Consider the following 15917-nt stretch of genomic DNA (forward strand, 5'->3'; position numbering starts at 1 on the left):
CTTTTAAGATCAAGCACTCATCTCAACTTATTTGGAGATGTGAGCGATCAGGTCAAGTACTTTGTTAGAGTAGCCAGTTTCGTTGTCGTACCAGGAAACCAGTTTCACGAAGTTGTCGTTCAGTGCGATACCTGCTTTAGCATCGAACACGGAAGTGCACACTTCGCCGTTGAAATCGGTAGATACAACGTCGTCTTCGGTGTAACCCAGAACGCCTTTCATTGGGCCTTCGGAAGCAGCTTTGATTGCTTTCTTAATTTCTTCGTAAGAAGCAGCTTTTTCCAGACGAACGGTCAGGTCAACAACGGATACGTTAGGAGTTGGAACGCGGAACGCCATACCAGTCAGTTTGCCATTCAGTTCTGGCAGTACTTTACCTACTGCTTTAGCAGCGCCGGTAGAAGATGGGATGATGTTCTGAGCCGCGCCACGGCCGCCGCGCCAGTCTTTGTGGGACGGGCCATCAACGGTTTTCTGAGTAGCGGTGGTAGCGTGAACGGTAGTCATCAGACCTTCGATGATGCCGAAGTTGTCGTTGATAACTTTAGCCAGCGGTGCCAGGCAGTTGGTGGTGCAGGATGCGTTGGAAACGATGTCCTGGCCAGCGTAAGTTTCGAAGTTTGCACCACGAACGAACATTGGGGTGTTGTCTTTGGATGGACCAGTCAGAACAACTTTTTTCGCGCCCGCAGTGATGTGTTTACGTGCAGTTTCGTCGGTCAGGAAGATACCGGTCGCTTCAGCTACAACGTCAACACCGATTTCGTTCCATTTCAGGTTAGCTGGGTCTTTCTCAGCAGTAACGCGGATGGTTTTGCCGTTAACAACCAGGTGGCCGTCTTTCACTTCAACGGTGCCGTCGAAACGACCGTGAGTTGAGTCGTACTTCAGCATGTACGCCATGTATTCAGCGTCCAGGAGATCGTTGATACCAACGATTTCGATGTCAGAACGTTTCTGAGCAGCACGGAAAACAATACGGCCGATACGGCCAAAACCGTTGATACCTACTTTGATAGTCATATATTCCACCAGCTATTTGTTAGTGAATAAAAGGTTGCCTGTAAAATTACAAAAACCTTACGCAGCGTCAAGCGGAATCGTGTCAATCATTGCGACAAATCAATCCTGTGACTAACGTTTGTGCGACTGACTCGCCTCACTTTCCCTTTGAGCTAGCAACCACATGGGGGCTGCGCCCGGAATTTTAAAGGCCTCACAGGATTAAAATGTGAAATTGATCACAATTGCCCGACCGCCTTTTCGCGACACATAAGTTTAGAACAAAAGTGCACGCGCGGGTGTTAATGTTTTGTTAGAATCTGGGTTAAAAGATGTCTGTTTCAACAGCGAGATGTAAGCATATGTCGAACCAACATAACCCCGACGATCTGAAAAAAAACCTGACAGAGATGCAGTTTTACGTGACGCAAAATCACGGCACAGAACCGCCGTTTACCGGGCGTCTGCTGCACAATAAGCGGGAAGGCGTCTACCATTGCCTGGTGTGTGATGCACCGCTGTTTAACTCCCAGACTAAGTATGATTCTGGCTGCGGCTGGCCGAGCTTTTACGAGCCTGTCAGCGACGATGCGATCCGCTACCTGACGGACTCCTCGCACGGCATGGTGCGTACCGAAATTCGTTGCGGAAACTGTGACGCCCATCTCGGGCACGTTTTTCCGGACGGCCCGCAGCCGACGGGGGAGCGTTTCTGCGTCAATTCGGCGTCAATGAGCTTTACCGATGACGAAAACGGCGACCAGACCAAAGGTTGAAAAAACGATTCAGCAAATTATTCCTTTGAAAGGGAGAGATCGTGAATATTGATGACATGATTGCAGGCATGACCCCGGAGGTGTATCAGCGTCTGGTGACGGCCGTTGAGCTGGGAAAATGGCCGGACGGCGTGGCGCTAACCCCGGAGCAAAAAGAGAACAGTTTGCAGCTGGTGATGCTGTGGCAGGCGCGTAACAATACCGACGCACAGCACATGACCATCGACACGCAAGGCCAGATGGTAATGAAGAGCAAGCGCGAGCTGAAAGAAGAGTTTGGCATTACGCCAAAGCCGATCGCGACGATAAAAATGCAATAACGGTGCAGGTTGATGCCCTCACCCACAGGGAGAGGGCTTGATGTCGTACTACTTATGCGGGATCCCGAGCGACTCCGCCAGCTGCTTCGCTAACTGGTTGTTGTCGTCCGCGCCATACTCCCAGAACATGGCGCCTGCGAGTCCTTTCTCCTTGATGTAATCCGCTTTGATCGCCACGGAACGCGGGTTCTCATAGGAGATCGCAAACAGCGCCTTCCCGTCGGCGGATTTTACCGACAGCCACGGCACCTTCGCCCGATCGTCCCAGTGCTCGGTAAAGCGTTTCTGCGGATCGTTCAACAGCTTGCTGACGATATCATTGTATTTCACATAGGTATCTTTGGTCAGATCGTAGCCAAGCGATTTAAACAGGCCAATTTCCTGCGGACCGAAGTAGGGCTGGGTCACCGGATTGTTTTGCGCGTCCGGTTTGCTCCAGTCGATGCCCGGTTCAACGGCGCGCTTCGGTACGCGACCGTAAAAACCGATCCCGAGGTTCATCTGCTGCGGCTTAAGCCCGGCGGCCAGGTAGTTATTGACTACAAAATCGACGCTGTATTTATCGGCCTCGGCCACCGTTGGCCAGGCGCTGGAGTCATACAGATTGGCGTTGAAATACTGCGTCCCGTACGCCATGTCGTAGGTCATCAGGTTGATGTAGTCGAGCAGGGGGGCAATGGCCTTCACGTCCACCCAGCTTTTCGGGCTTTCCGCATTCGCGCCCACCGCAATCGTGACCAGCTTCTTCTGACCAAACGCGTCACGCAGCTCTTTTAACAGCGCGGTGAAATTATCCCTGTCGGCAGGGTTACTCTCGACCAGCCCCCACGCGCCGTTGACCGGGAATTCCCAGTCGAGATCGATCCCGTCCAGGCCGTATTTTTTGACGATCTCCTGCGCGGAGCGAATAAACACCGCGCGGCTCTCCTGGGTTGCCGCTGCGCCAGAAAAACCGCGCGCTCCCCAGCCGCCCACGGACAGCAGGACTTTCAGGTTCGGGTTTTGTTTACGAAGCTGAGGAATTAACGCCAGGTCGGACGCCACTTTCGGGGATAACCAGATTTGATGCAGCTTCGCCGGATCTTTCAGCGCGGCGTTGGTTTCGTCTTTCTCGTTGTTGTAGACCAGACCAAACGAGTAGTTCAGGTGGGTGATCTGGCGAACGTCGAGTTTATTGATATCGCCACCCGGTCCGGCGGTCACATCGCCACCGCCATTGAAGTACCCACGGACATCAGGGGCGCGGCGTAAGCAACCGACGCGCAAAGCAAGGGTAATGCTGCCAGCAAGGGCAAACGTTTCATATAAGATCCTCTTTGACTAAAAATAACCACGCCACAGAAAAAGGCGTGGCGAAAAAACAGCCTGAAGAGGATAGCATTGCCGCTTCGCCTGTGATGCGAGGGAGTTCACTTTATGGAGATTGGGGGAGAAATGCCGGGTGGCGCTGCGCTTACCCGGCCTACAAAACCAGAGAAAGTAGGCCGGGTAAGGCGAAGCCGCCACCCGGCTAAAAAAGCTTACGCCTGCGTCTCCAGCCAGTCGGCCAGCGTATACAGCGTTGCGCCTTCCGCCGCCATATCCATAAACGCCTGGGCGCTGTCCTGCGGCTGAATATTCACCCCACGACAGCCGTCGGTGATGACATTCACGGTATAGCCCAACTGAAGCGCGTCCAGCACCGTAAACTTCACGCAGTAATCCGTTGCCAGACCCAGCACAATCAGCTCGGTGATCTCATGATGGCGTAACCACGCGTCCAGCGCCGTTTTCTGGCGGTGGCCGTTATCGAAAAAAGCGCTGTAGCTGTCGATTGTCGGGTTTTCGCCCTTGTGAAACACGGCGTCGATCGCCTTCTGGTTCAGCAGCGGATGCAGCTCGGCGCCTTCCGTCTGCTGTACGCAGTGATCGGGCCAGAAGGTTTGCGCCAGCCCGTCCAGCTCGCCCTGGCTATAAGGCTCAACGTTGTGCTGGCTGGCAAAGCTGCCGTGGTTTGCCGGATGCCAGTCCTGACTCGCCACGACCGCTTCACCGCGAGCCTTACACCACGCAATCAGCGAATTGGCGACGTCTACGGTGCTGTCGCCTTCCGCGACGGCCAGCGCGCCGCCCGCACAGAAATCATTTTGCAAATCGACCAGTAACAGGGCGCGTTGCTTCATGGGAACTCCTTATTCGTCCGGCGTCAGTTCGCCGCGCAGGTTTTGCATCATGGCGCGGCGAATGGAATCAATATCCAGATCCTGACTCAGTAAATAGTGAAGTTTAGTCAGCGTTGCCTCAACGGTCATATCGAATCCGCTGATCACGCCCGCGTGCGCCAGGGCATTACCGGTGGCGTAGCCGCCCATGTTGACCTTGCCGGACATGCACTGGGTGAGGTTGACCACCACAATCCCGCGATCGCTCGCCTCCTGAAGCTCTTTCAGGAACTCACCGTTCTGCGGAGCGTTACCCACACCATAGGAGCGCAGGATCAGCGCCTTCACCGGCTGGCGCAGGAAGTTGCGCACCACGTCGGCGGAGATGCCAGGATAAATCGTCACCACGCCAATCGGCTGCGGGGTAATCGGGTGAACAATCAGCTCGCCTGCGGTGTTTGGCGCAGGCGGCGTGCCCAGACGACGGATGTGGATCCCCGCTTCCAGCAGCGGTTGCAGGTTAGGCGAGGCAAAAGCGTCAAAACCATCGGCGTGCGCTTTAGTGGTACGGTTCCCGCGGTACAGCCGGTTGTTGAAGAACAGCGACACTTCGTTGATCGGGTAATTAGCGGCCACGTACAGGGAGTTAAGCAGGTTGATCTGCCCGTCCGAACGCAGTTCCGCCAGCGGGATCTGCGAGCCGGTCACGATGACGGGCTTGCTCAGGTTCTCAAGCATGAAGGAGAGCGCCGAGGCGGTGAACGCCATGGTGTCGGTGCCGTGCAGGATCACGAAGCCGTCATACTGGTCGTAATGGGCTTTAATATCGTCCGCGATATGCTGCCAGTCTTCCGGCGTCATGTCGGAGGAGTCCATCAGCGGCTCATACTCGTGGATGGTGAAGTCCGGCATTTCCGGACGGTGGAATTCGGGCATCAGCGCCAGCTGGCGCTGCAAGTGACCGGAAACCGGGATATAGCCATTTTCCGAGCGCTGCATACCGATGGTACCGCCGGTATAGGCGACATAAATTGATTTCTTCTGCATGGTAGTGAGTTCTTGTTCTTCAAAAGAAAAAATCCCCTCTTCACGGGAAGAGGGGACGGTTTTTAACGCACGTTCGCACACGTCAGGCAAAACGCGTAACGGCTTTGCGGATCGTTGAAGGCCGCGAGCTTATCGCTCTCCGCTTTCATGGCTTTAGCCGCAGTCGCTACCGGCGCCGGCAGATACGCCTGAAGCGCTTCCGGCAGCATGGCGCGGACGGAGCCGGACATGCTGTCCATAACCATATCGAAGAACGTCGGTTCGTCCTGATAATAGTCCACGTGCCACTGCTTCAGCTTCGCCAGTTCCGCCGCTTTCTTCACGGCGTCATCGAAGTCACCCAGGCTGTCTACCAGACCGTTGCTCTTCGCATCCTGGCCGGTCCAGACGTGGCCCTGCGCGATCTGGTCAATCTGGTCTGGCGTCTTTTTACGGGAATCCGCCACCAGCGTGATGAAGCGCTTATAGCCACTCTCAATGCTGAGCTGCATCATCTCAGACACCTCAGGCGGCAGAGATTTCGTCACGGACACATCCGCCAGCGGCGAGGTGGAAACGCCGTCGGTATGAACGCCGAGATAATCCAGGCTGTTCTCTACGGTGTTGATCACCCCGAAGATGCCGATTGAACCCGTCAGCGTGCTTGGGTTCGCCACGATGTAGTTAGCCGGCGTGGAGATCCAGTAACCCCCGGAAGCCGCCATGCCGCCCATAGATACGACGACCGGCTTGCCCGCGGCGCGCGCGGCGGCCAGCTCAGCGCGGATCACCTCGGAGGCGCTGACGCTGCCGCCTGGGCTGTTGACGCGCAGTACAATCGCTTTCACTTTCGGATCCAGGCGAGCATCGCGGATCTGCGACGCGGTGGTATCACCGCCGACGTTACCCGGGGTTTCCTCACCGTCCATAATGGCGCCGTTGGCAAACACCACGGCAACGCTGTCGCCGCTGTCGTCCGGTTTTTTCGCGGCGTAGTCATACATGCTGATGGCGCTGTAGTTTTTGTCCTCTTTACTCCAGCCGAACTGTTTGGTCAGCGCTTTTTCAATTTCAGCGCTGGAGCCCAGCCGATCGACCAGTTTGTTATCAAGCGCGTATTTCGCCGTATCGCCGTCCACCTTGCGCAGTCCGTCCAGTACGCCGCGCGCGCCCGGGAAGACCTGCTCAGCGGTCATTTGACGGTTAGCGGCAATGGTGCCGAGGTAGTTCTGCCACAGCTCGCCAATCCAGCGGCTGTCCGCTTCACGGGCCGCAGGGGACATATCATCGCGGATGAACGGCTCCACGGCGGATTTATAGGTCCCGACGCGGAAGACGTGGGTGGTGACCTTCAGCTTGTCGAGCAGCGTTTTATAGTACAGACCGTTAGTGGCGAAGCCATGAAGATCGACCGTGCCCTGCGGCGAAAGCCAGATTTTATTGGCAAAGCTCGCCAGATAATATTGCCCCTGGGTGTAGCTGTCGCCAACGGCAATGACCGGCTTCCCGCTGTCGCGGAATTCGCGCAGCGCTTTACCGATGTACTGCATTGACGGCTGATCGGCCCCGGCAAAATCTTTCAGGTCCAGCACGATACCCGTAATGTTACGGTCGTCTTTGGCCTGACGGATGATGTCAACGATATCAAACAGGGAGTTTTCCTGAAGACGGTCTGACGTTGCGCCAAAAAGCTGGCGGCCAATCACGCCCAGACGGTTGCTGGTAGACGGCTTATCGACAATCACCCCGGTGATGTCGAGCAGCAGCGCGCCGCGCGTTGAATTCTGCGCCTGGCTGGTGCTGCTGATATGCATCCAGATCCCCACGCAGACCAGGACCAGGAAGATGAAGAAGATATTCATCACCAGGTTGCGGACGAAGTTGAGCAGTCGCCACGTCCATTTAAAGAAACCGGCAAAGATTCGCCAAAGGGTTCGCATGTATTCTCCCTAACCAGAAAAGGACTGTTTCCGTCGCCACGGGACGGTAATGTGCGGTTATCGTAATGACCCAACCGCCACTTGTCAGCAGGAATCGCCTGCCGCGCTGTAACAAATTCTGCTGTCGTGTTAATTTTGTGAGTAAATTTCACGAAAGGAGTTAACCAATGGACGCACTTGAACTGCTTGTTAACCGTCGTAGCGCTTCCCGCCTGGCCGAACCGGCACCCGTCGGCGAGCAGCTGGAAAACATTCTGCGTGCCGGAATGCGTGCGCCGGACCATGGCACATTGCAGCCGTGGCACTTCTTTATTATTGAAGGCGAAGGGCGTGACCGCTTCAGCCAGCTGCTGGAGCAGGGGGCTATTGCCGCAGGCCAGGATGAGAAGGGGATTGATAAAGCCCGCAACGCGCCGTTCCGCGCCCCAATGATTATTACCGTCGTGGCAAAATGCCAGCCTGACCATAAGGTGCCGGTCTGGGAGCAGGAGATGTCCGCCGGTTGCGCGGTAATGGCAATGCAGATGGCCGCCCTCGCGCAGGGCTTTAACGGCATCTGGCGTACCGGCCCGCTGACCGGGAGCGCCGCCGTGCGGGAAGGCTTCTCCTGCGGTGAACACGACAAGATTGTCGGCTTCCTCTACCTCGGCACTCCTCAGCTTAAAGCCTCCAGCACCGTTAGCGTGCCGGACACCACGCCTTTCGTCAGCCGTTTTTAACCACACGCGCTAAACTGTCTGGATTCTGAGCATACGCCGCAGAATTCAGACAGTCATACTTACCTCTTTATGGAATGAGCGCTACCATAGCGCGATTGAGATGACAGGAGACGTCCATGAGCGAGCAAACCATTCGTTTAACGCAGTACAGCCACGGAGCCGGTTGCGGTTGTAAAATTTCCCCGAAAGTGCTGGAGACCATTCTGCACAGTGAACAGGCGAAGTTTGTCGACCCGAACCTGCTTGTCGGTAACGAAACGCGTGACGATGCAGCGGTTTATGACTTAGGTAACGGCACCAGCATTATCAGCACCACTGATTTCTTTATGCCGATAGTCGATAACCCGTTCGACTTCGGGCGCATTGCGGCCACCAACGCCATCAGCGATATCTTTGCGATGGGCGGCAAGCCGATTATGGCGATCGCCATTCTGGGCTGGCCCGTTAACACCCTTGCGCCAGAGATTGCCCGTGACGTGATCGAAGGCGGGCGCTTCGCCTGCCAGCAGGCGGGAATTGCGCTGGCTGGCGGCCACTCCATTGATGCGCCGGAGCCGATCTTCGGCCTGGCCGTGACCGGCGTGGTGCCGACCGAACGCGTGAAGCGCAACAGCACCGCGCAGGCGGGCTGCAAGCTCTTCCTCACCAAGCCGCTGGGCATTGGCGTACTGACGACCGCAGAGAAAAAATCGCTGCTTAAGCCTGAACACGTCGGGCTTGCGACGGAGGTCATGTGCCAGATGAACCTCGCAGGTGCGGCTTTCGCCAGTATTGACGGCGTGAAGGCAATGACCGACGTGACCGGTTTTGGCCTGCTGGGGCACCTCTCAGAAGTGTGTCAGGGGGCGGGCGTGCAGGCGCAGGTCTGGTATCAGGACGTGCCGAAGCTGCCGGGCGTGGAAGAGTACATTGCTCAGGGCGCCGTTCCGGGCGGGACGCAGCGCAACTTCGCCAGCTACGGCCATCTGATGGGTGAAATGCCGGAAGCGTGGCGCAACCTGCTGTGCGATCCGCAAACCTCCGGCGGCCTGCTGCTGGCGGTGACCCCGGAAGCGGAAGCTGACGTTCAGGCGACGGCCGCCGAGTTTGGCATCACCCTGACGGCCATTGGCGAGCTGGTGACCGCCCGCGGTGGCCGCCCGATGATTGAGATCCGTTAATTCGATGAGGTTGTTTATTGCCGAAAAGCCGAGCCTGGCCCGTGCCATCGCCGACGTGCTGCCTAAGCCGCATCGCAAAGGCGACGGCTTTATCGAATGCGGTAACGGGCAGGTGGTCACCTGGTGTATCGGTCACCTGCTTGAACAGGCGCAGCCGGACGTTTACGACAGCCGCTATGCCCGCTGGAATCTCAACGATCTGCCGATCGTGCCGGAAAAGTGGCGTCTGCAACCTCGTCCTTCCGTCACTAAACAGCTTAACGTCATCAAGCGCTTCCTGCATGAGGCGACGGAGGTGGTGCATGCGGGTGACCCGGACAGGGAAGGGCAGCTGCTGGTAGACGAAGTGCTGGACTACCTGGAGCTGGCGCCGGAAAAGCGTCAGCAGGTGCAGCGCTGCCTGATCAACGACCTCAACCCGCAGGCGGTGGAGCGCGCGATTTCGCGCCTGCGCGCCAACAGCGAATTTATCCCCCTGTGTGTCTCCGCGCTGGCCCGTGCGCGCGCGGACTGGCTGTACGGGATCAACATGACCCGCGCCTACACCATCCTCGGACGCAATGCGGGCTATCAGGGCGTGCTCTCCGTGGGCCGCGTGCAAACCCCGGTGCTGGGGCTGGTGGTGCGTCGTGACGAAGAGATCGAAAATTTCGTCGCCAAGGATTTCTTTGAAGTCAAAGCGCATATCGTCACGCCGAAAGATGAGCGTTTTACCGCCGTCTGGCAGCCGAGCGACGCCTGTGAGTCGTATCAGGACGAAGAGGGGCGGCTGCTGCATCGTCCGCTGGCGGAGCACGTGGTCAACCGCATTACCGGCCAGCCCGCAATCGTCACCAGCTATAACGATAAACGGGAATCAGAGCCTGCACCTCTGCCGTTTTCCCTTTCGGCATTGCAGATTGAGGCCGCGAAAAAGTTTGGCCTGAGCGCGCAGAACGTGCTCGATATCTGCCAGAAGCTTTACGAGACCCACAAGCTGATCACCTACCCGCGTTCGGACAGCCGCTATCTGCCGGAAGAGCACTTCGCTGGCCGCCATTCGGTGATGAACGCCATTGGCGTCCATGCGCCGGATCTGCTGCCTCAGCCAGCGGTTAACCCGGATACCCATAACCGCTGCTGGGACGATAAAAAAGTCGATGCCCACCACGCGATTATCCCGACGGCGCGCGCCAGCAGTGTCAACCTTAGCGACAACGAAGCAAAGGTCTATAACCTGATCGCGCGTCAGTACCTTATGCAGTTCTGCCCGGACGCGGTGTTCCGCAAGTGCACGATCGAGCTGGAGATTGCCAAAGGCAAATTTATTGCGAAAGCGCGTTTCCTCGCAGAAGCGGGCTGGCGCACGCTGCTCGGCAACAAAGAGCGCGACGAGGAAAATGACGGCACGCCGCTGCCGGTGGTGGCGAAAGGTGACGAGCTGCTGTGCGAGAAGGGCGAAGTGGTTGAACGTCAGACCCAGCCGCCGCGCCACTTTACCGACGCCACGCTGCTTTCGGCGATGACCGGGATCGCCCGTTTTGTGCAGGATAAAGATCTGAAGAAGATCCTGCGCGCCACCGACGGTCTGGGCACGGAGGCAACCCGAGCGGGGATCATCGAATTGCTGTTCAAGCGCGGTTTTCTGGAGAAAAAAGGGCGCTATATCCACTCAACGGAGCCGGGCCGGGCGCTCATCCACTCCCTGCCGGAGCTGGCCGCAAGGCCGGATATGACGGCGCACTGGGAGTCGGTGCTGACGCAAATCAGCGAAAAGCAGTGTCGTTACCAGGACTTTATGCAGCCGCTGGTGGGCACGCTTTATCAGCTGATTGACCAGGCGCGCAGCACGCCGGTGAAGCGCTTCAGAGGGATGGTTGCACCCGGCGCTGGTGCGAAGAAACCCTTCAAAAAGAAAAAGAGCGCGGCCAAAAATACAGCTGCTTAAACCGTAGGCCGGGTAAGGCGCAGCCGTCACCCGGCGAAAAGCGGCTCTGCGGCCCTGAAAAAAAAGCCCGGTGGCGCTGACGCGTACCGGGCCTACAGGGCGAGATCGCAGCGAAATGTTAAATCACACCCTGCCCGATCATCGCATCTGCCACCTTCACGAACCCGGCGATGTTGGCGCCGCGCACGTAGTTGGTCTGTGACGCCTCGCCGCCATACTCCACACAGGCATGGTGAATATCCAGCATAATGTGGTGCAGACGGGCATCCACTTTCTCTGCCTTCCAGCCCATTCTCGCGGCGTTTTGTGCCATTTCCAGGCCGGACGTTGCCACGCCGCCCGCGTTCGCCGCCTTGCCCGGAGCAAACAGCACGCCCGCTTCGAGGAACAGATCGGTCGCTTCAATGGTGGTGGGCATGTTTGCCCCTTCCGCTACCGCCTTCACGCCGTTGCTAATCAGCGTACGGGCGGCGTCCACGTCCAGCTCGTTTTGCGTCGCGCACGGCAGGGCAATATCCACCGGCACGCCCCACGGCTGCTGGCCTTCCAGGTAGGTCAGGCCAAACTCGCGGGCATAGTCCGCCACGCGCCCGTCGCGGCTGGCTTTGATTTCGCACAGGCGCGCCAGTTTTTCTGTCGTGAAGCCGGCTTCATCCACCACCGTACCGCTGGAGTCGGATGCGGTTACCACGCGCGCGCCAAACGCCATCGCTTTCTCGATAGCGTACTGCGCCACGTTGCCGGAGCCGGAGACCGCCACGCGCATCCCCTCGAAGCTCAGGCCGTGACGCTTAAGCATCGCTTCGGTGAAATAGACCAGACCGTAACCCGTCGCTTCGGGGCGAATCAGGCTGCCGCCAAACGACAGCCCTTTGCCGGTAAAGACGCAGGCGCTGTTGTTGGAGAGTTTTTTCATCATCCCGGCCATAAAGCCCACTTCACGTCCGCCCACGCCAATATCACCGGCAGGGACGTCGGTATCTGGCCCAAGGTGACGATAGAGTTCAGTAACCAGCGCCTGACAGAAGCGCATCACTTCGCCTTCGCTTTTGCCTTTTGGATCGAAATCACTCCCGCCTTTGCCGCCGCCCATCGGCAGGGTAGTGAGCGCGTTTTTGAAGGTCTGCTCAAAGCCGAGGAATTTCAGAATCGACAGGTTCACCGACGGATGGAAGCGCATCCCGCCCTTAAACGGACCAATGGCGGAGTTAAACTGCACGCGCCACGCGCGGTTGACCTGCACCTGATTGCGATCGTCCACCCATGCCACGCGGAACTGGATCACGCGCTCCGGCTCCACCAGACGTTCAAGGAGCGCCATCTGGCGGTAGCGCGGGTTTTCTTCAAGGAAGGGCCACAGGGTGGTCATCACTTCACGAACGGCCTGGGCGAACTCGCTTTGGTGCGGGTCGCGCTGCTGAACGTGGGCAAGGAAGCTTTCCAGAGAGCGTGTCTGATCCATAGATATAAGAACCTCTTATAATAATTTATGCGCGTGGCGTAGATGTTATGTGTTGTTTTTTTGACTATACCACCCGCACCGCTTTGAGAGGCAAGCAGAAATTTAGGCCGAAAGGGAAATTAATGACGAGGCGTGCGTCATAACCAAAAGCGATGACGAGATAAATTAAAGATCCCGTCGCGATCTACCGTTATAGATTTAAACGATGCAAAGGAAAGAAAGTCTATGAACCGTTACGCAATGGCCGCGTTGTGCTTGATGTTTTCTGCCGGGGCGCAGGCTGACCGCCTACGACCAGATGTTGAAGTGAACGTGCCGCCAGAGGTCTTTAGCGCTGGCGGCCAGCGCGCGCAACCGTGCAGTCAGTGCTGTATTTATCAGGATCAAAACTATTCAGAAGGGGCGGTGGTCAGGGCGGATGGCGTACTGTTGCAGTGCCAGCGCGATGAACGCACCCTCAGTACGAACCCGCTGGTCTGGCGTCGCGTAAAAGAATAAACGCTTCCAGCAGCGGAATATCCGCCGGCGCTAACTCATAGCTGAAAGCGTCTTCTGGCGTGCACCACACCAGCGCCGAGTGGTAGTGCGCCTTCAGCTCGCCGCTAAATTCCGGCACGTACCAGGCGTGGAGGTGGATCAGCCGCTGCGACACTTCCCGCCGGTGGCTTGCCACATACTGCGCGGGCACGGCCTCAATGCCGAGCTCTTCACGCAGTTCGCGGATCAGCGCTTGGGGCTGAGTCTCACCGGCTTCAACCTTGCCGCCCGCAAATTCCCACATTCCTGGCTGATCCGCATGGGCAGGGCGCTGTGCCAGTAAAATCTTGCCCTCTTTTTCAAGGATGGCCGCAACAACATCGAGTGTTTTCAGCATGTTCGTCAATAATTAATAGCGAAAAACGACATATTATCGTGCCCTTTCAAAGAGTCCAGTCATCAGGAGAAACAGGTGAAAGAGACATCCGCCTGGGTTGCCCCCATTGAATCCCTTCCCGTCAGCCTCAAGCCTATTGCCGCGATGCAGAAAAAACACTTCGGTGCGGTGCTTAACCCTACCCGCTGGTGGGGGCGCATGCCGCGTCTTTTCTGGCTGGTGGCGCTGTTTGTTGGCTATCTGGAGCGGCGCCGGGCGCGTTTGACGCCGGTGCTACGTTCGCTGCTGATGACGCGGGTTTCGCAGATCTGCCACTGCGCTTTTTGTATCGATGCTAACAGCCTGCGTCTGGCCGAGCGGAGCGGGGCGCTGGATAAAGTGCAAGCCGTCAGCGACTGGCACCATTCCACCCTGTTCAGCGAAGAGGAGCGCGCGGCGCTGGCCTTTGCGGAGGCGGTCACCGCCACGCCGCCTCGGGTGGATGAAAATATCAAAAGCCAGCTAAAGCGCCACTTTACGGAAGAGACCATCACCGAAATGACGGCCCTGATTGCTTTTCAGAACCTTTCCGCCCGCTTTAATGCCGCACTGGATATTCCGGCGCAGGGGCTGTGCGCCACGTTTAAAGGTAAACCGCATGCTGGATAAACATCTGCACCCCCGGCTGAAGCCCGGGCTGAATCAGCTTGCTGCCGCGCTGGATAAACCGTTTATCACGCCTGACGGGTTAACGCTCGCCGGGTTTGCCATCGGCGTGCTGGCGTTACCGTTTCTGGCGCTGGGCTGGTATCCGGCGGCGCTGGTCGCCATTGTGCTGAACCGGCTGCTGGACGGGCTGGACGGCGCGCTGGCGCGTCGCCGTGGCCTGACGGATGCGGGAGGGTTTCTTGATATCGCCCTCGACTTCCTGTTTTACGCCCTGGTGCCGTTTGGCTTCGCGCTGGCCGCACCGGCTGAAAATGCGATTGCCGCCGCCTGGCTGCTGTTCGCGTTTATCGGTACGGGCAGCAGCTTTCTGGCCTTTGCCGCGCTGGCGGGGAAACATGATATCGATAACCCCGGCTACGCGCACAAGTCGTTTTATTACCTCGGAGGGTTAACGGAAGGAACGGAGACCATCGCGCTGTTTGTGCTGTGCTGCCTGTTTCCCGCACACTTCACGCTGTTTGCCTGGGCGTTTGGCGCGTTGTGCTGGCTGACCACCACAACGCGCATCTGGAGCGGTTACGTGACGCTGAAGTCACTCCCCCGCTAGCGTGTACGCTCCGGGCCGCGCGCGCCGGTGGAGACCGGGTTCTGCGGATGACTGCTCCATTCGTACCACCCGCCGTCGTAGACGGCCACGTGCTTCCAGCCCATGGCGCGGGCGTACATGAAGGCTTCAGACGCGCGCCAGCCGGTGCCGCAGTAAAACGCGACGTGCTGCTCCGGCAGGATATTCCACGTCTTCCACATGGCGGCGATATCATCGGCGCTGCGCATGGTGCCGTCCGGATTGTGGAAATCTTCCATGTGGGTCGCGTCGCTGCCCGCATGGCCCCAGCGCGCGCCGGCAATGTCACCTTTTGGCTTGATATAGCTGTAGCCGCTGGTTTCACCGATAAACTCCGGCCAGGAACGAATGCTCACCAGGGATGCATCCTGACGGTGCAGCATTCCCCGGGCCTGTTCCATATCCACCATCAGCTGGGGTTGACCCGGTATCGGCGCGCCAAAATCAGGGGCTGGCTTCACGTTCTCAGGCGTTCCGCGCTCAACGGGCAGGCTGGCGTCTGACCATGCCTTCCAGCCGCCGTCCAGAATACGCACATCCTTCACGCCCGCGTAGAGCATGATCTGCGCCACGCGCGCGGCGGCATACACGTCGCGACCGTACAGAATGACGGTGGTATCGTGACGGATCCCGTGCTTCGCCAGCATCGCTTTCAGCTTCTCGTCAGAGACCTTATTCCACAGCGGCTCGCTTTCCACTTCGTTGGTGTCAATGTAGCCCGCGCCGGGAATGTGGCTCAGGAGATAAAGCTTCGGCGCACCCCAGCCAGCCTCAATCACCTGCCAGTCGCCCGCCGGCGCGGCGGTAACCGGTTTATCCTGCTGCAACCGGTGGATCCACTGCGGATAAACCAGCTGTTCGAAATGCGCCAGCCGTTGCAGCCGGTCAGCCTGTTGCAGGGCATCGCTCAGGATGGAAACGCGGGTAAAGCCTGCTTTTTCCAGCCGCGTTTTGACGGTCTGGTTGTCGTCATCGTTGCCATAGAGCGCCACCGGCACGTCTGGCGTCAGCCGGTGCTGTTTTGCCCAGCCGCTGAGCTGTTCATCGCTCATTGCCCCAAGCCAGCGGGCAGAGAGATTAAGCGCGGCGGGCTCGTGCCCGGACGTTCCGCTCAGGGTCTGCGGCCAGCCGTTATAGAACGCACTGATACGCGTATCGATTACCGCGCCGTTCTTAGCCTGTAGCTGGGCCAGGGTGAGGGAGTGGGGCATATCAGCCGCCGTGGAGGAAAGTGAAGCGAGGCCGCAGATCAGGGCCAGCGCGGTCAGTTGAGAAACACGTTTCATCGAAAAACCTG

The 15917-nt window shown here is 58.0% G+C and carries 15 protein-coding genes and 1 pseudogene; 8 read left to right on the forward strand and 8 right to left on the reverse strand.

Annotated elements, in window-relative coordinates:
- Positions 1-27: 27 nt before the first annotated feature.
- Complete coding sequence (gene gapA, locus DBR02_RS19335; RefSeq protein WP_006809136.1) at positions 28-1023, reverse strand: glyceraldehyde-3-phosphate dehydrogenase; 996 nt, start codon at positions 1021-1023, stop codon at positions 28-30.
- Positions 1024-1364: 341 nt separating this feature from the next.
- Between gapA and msrB the strand changes: the two genes are divergently transcribed.
- Positions 1365-1778, forward strand: a complete 414-nt coding sequence (gene msrB, locus DBR02_RS19340) for a peptide-methionine (R)-S-oxide reductase MsrB (protein WP_022647790.1) — start codon at positions 1365-1367, stop codon at positions 1776-1778.
- A gap of 56 nt (positions 1779-1834) precedes the next feature.
- Positions 1835-2098, forward strand: a complete 264-nt coding sequence (locus DBR02_RS19345; RefSeq protein WP_227415026.1) for a YeaC family protein — start codon at positions 1835-1837, stop codon at positions 2096-2098.
- 48 nt (positions 2099-2146) lie between these two features.
- Here the strand turns inward: DBR02_RS19345 and DBR02_RS19350 are convergent.
- The 4 genes and pseudogenes from DBR02_RS19350 to sppA all read right to left on the reverse strand — a co-directional run bounded on the left by DBR02_RS19350 (position 2147) and on the right by sppA (position 7205).
- Positions 2147-3402: pseudogene (locus DBR02_RS19350) on the reverse strand (glycoside hydrolase family 18 protein).
- Between the two features lie 216 nt (positions 3403-3618).
- Positions 3619-4260: a bifunctional nicotinamidase/pyrazinamidase gene (gene pncA, locus DBR02_RS19355; RefSeq protein ID WP_107535154.1), complete on the reverse strand. Its 642-nt coding sequence runs from the start codon at positions 4258-4260 to the stop codon at positions 3619-3621.
- 9 nt (positions 4261-4269) lie between these two features.
- Entirely contained in the window at positions 4270-5286 is a 1017-nt protein-coding gene (gene ansA, locus DBR02_RS19360) for an asparaginase (RefSeq protein WP_032673734.1), read from the reverse strand.
- 62 nt (positions 5287-5348) lie between these two features.
- A complete protein-coding gene (gene sppA, locus DBR02_RS19365) occupies positions 5349-7205 on the reverse strand; it encodes a signal peptide peptidase SppA (RefSeq protein ID WP_063866435.1) in 1857 nt (618 codons plus the stop codon).
- A 167-nt stretch (positions 7206-7372) separates the two neighbouring features.
- On the opposite strand from sppA, the gene DBR02_RS19375 reads away from it, so the two are divergent.
- From DBR02_RS19375 to DBR02_RS19385, 3 genes are all read left to right on the forward strand, one after another.
- Positions 7373-7924 carry an NAD(P)H nitroreductase gene (locus DBR02_RS19375; RefSeq protein ID WP_107535155.1) on the forward strand — a complete coding sequence of 184 codons (552 nt, stop codon included), beginning with the start codon at positions 7373-7375 and terminating at the stop codon, positions 7922-7924.
- 116 nt (positions 7925-8040) lie between these two features.
- Entirely contained in the window at positions 8041-9084 is a 1044-nt protein-coding gene (gene selD, locus DBR02_RS19380) for a selenide, water dikinase SelD (protein ID WP_063866437.1), read from the forward strand.
- Between the two features lie 4 nt (positions 9085-9088).
- Positions 9089-11011: a DNA topoisomerase III gene (locus tag DBR02_RS19385; protein ID WP_107535156.1), complete on the forward strand. Its 1923-nt coding sequence runs from the start codon at positions 9089-9091 to the stop codon at positions 11009-11011.
- 118 nt (positions 11012-11129) lie between these two features.
- On the opposite strand, the gene gdhA is transcribed toward DBR02_RS19385, so the two are convergent.
- Complete coding sequence (gene gdhA, locus DBR02_RS19390) at positions 11130-12473, reverse strand: NADP-specific glutamate dehydrogenase (protein ID WP_107535157.1); 1344 nt, start codon at positions 12471-12473, stop codon at positions 11130-11132.
- A gap of 225 nt (positions 12474-12698) precedes the next feature.
- Here gdhA and DBR02_RS19395 point away from each other — a divergent pair, with 225 nt between their 5' ends.
- Positions 12699-12971, forward strand: coding sequence for a YnjH family protein (locus tag DBR02_RS19395; RefSeq protein ID WP_063866441.1), 273 nt, complete (start codon positions 12699-12701; stop codon positions 12969-12971).
- Here the strand turns inward: DBR02_RS19395 and DBR02_RS19400 are convergent.
- Positions 12931-13347 carry a pyrimidine (deoxy)nucleoside triphosphate diphosphatase gene (locus DBR02_RS19400; protein ID WP_107535158.1) on the reverse strand — a complete coding sequence of 139 codons (417 nt, stop codon included), beginning with the start codon at positions 13345-13347 and terminating at the stop codon, positions 12931-12933. The two genes, DBR02_RS19395 and DBR02_RS19400, sit on opposite strands and share 41 nt — an antisense overlap.
- 75 nt (positions 13348-13422) lie before the next feature.
- On the opposite strand from DBR02_RS19400, the gene DBR02_RS19405 reads away from it, so the two are divergent.
- Together DBR02_RS19405 and DBR02_RS19410 are read left to right on the forward strand one after the other, a co-directional pair.
- The gene (locus tag DBR02_RS19405) at positions 13423-13995 is read left to right on the forward strand and encodes a carboxymuconolactone decarboxylase family protein (RefSeq protein ID WP_063866442.1); all 573 of its coding nucleotides are present in this window, start codon (positions 13423-13425) and stop codon (positions 13993-13995) included.
- Positions 13985-14602: a CDP-alcohol phosphatidyltransferase family protein gene (locus tag DBR02_RS19410; protein WP_063866443.1), complete on the forward strand. Its 618-nt coding sequence runs from the start codon at positions 13985-13987 to the stop codon at positions 14600-14602. Before DBR02_RS19405 ends, DBR02_RS19410 begins: the two co-directional genes overlap by 11 nt.
- Here the strand turns inward: DBR02_RS19410 and DBR02_RS19415 are convergent.
- Entirely contained in the window at positions 14599-15906 is a 1308-nt protein-coding gene (locus DBR02_RS19415; RefSeq protein ID WP_107535672.1) for a rhodanese-like domain-containing protein, read from the reverse strand. The genes DBR02_RS19410 and DBR02_RS19415 overlap by 4 nt on opposite strands.
- Positions 15907-15917: the final 11 nt, after the last annotated feature.

The sequence above is a fragment of the Enterobacter cloacae complex sp. genome (genome assembly GCF_900322725.1).
Lineage (GTDB): Bacteria > Pseudomonadota > Gammaproteobacteria > Enterobacterales > Enterobacteriaceae > Enterobacter > Enterobacter quasihormaechei.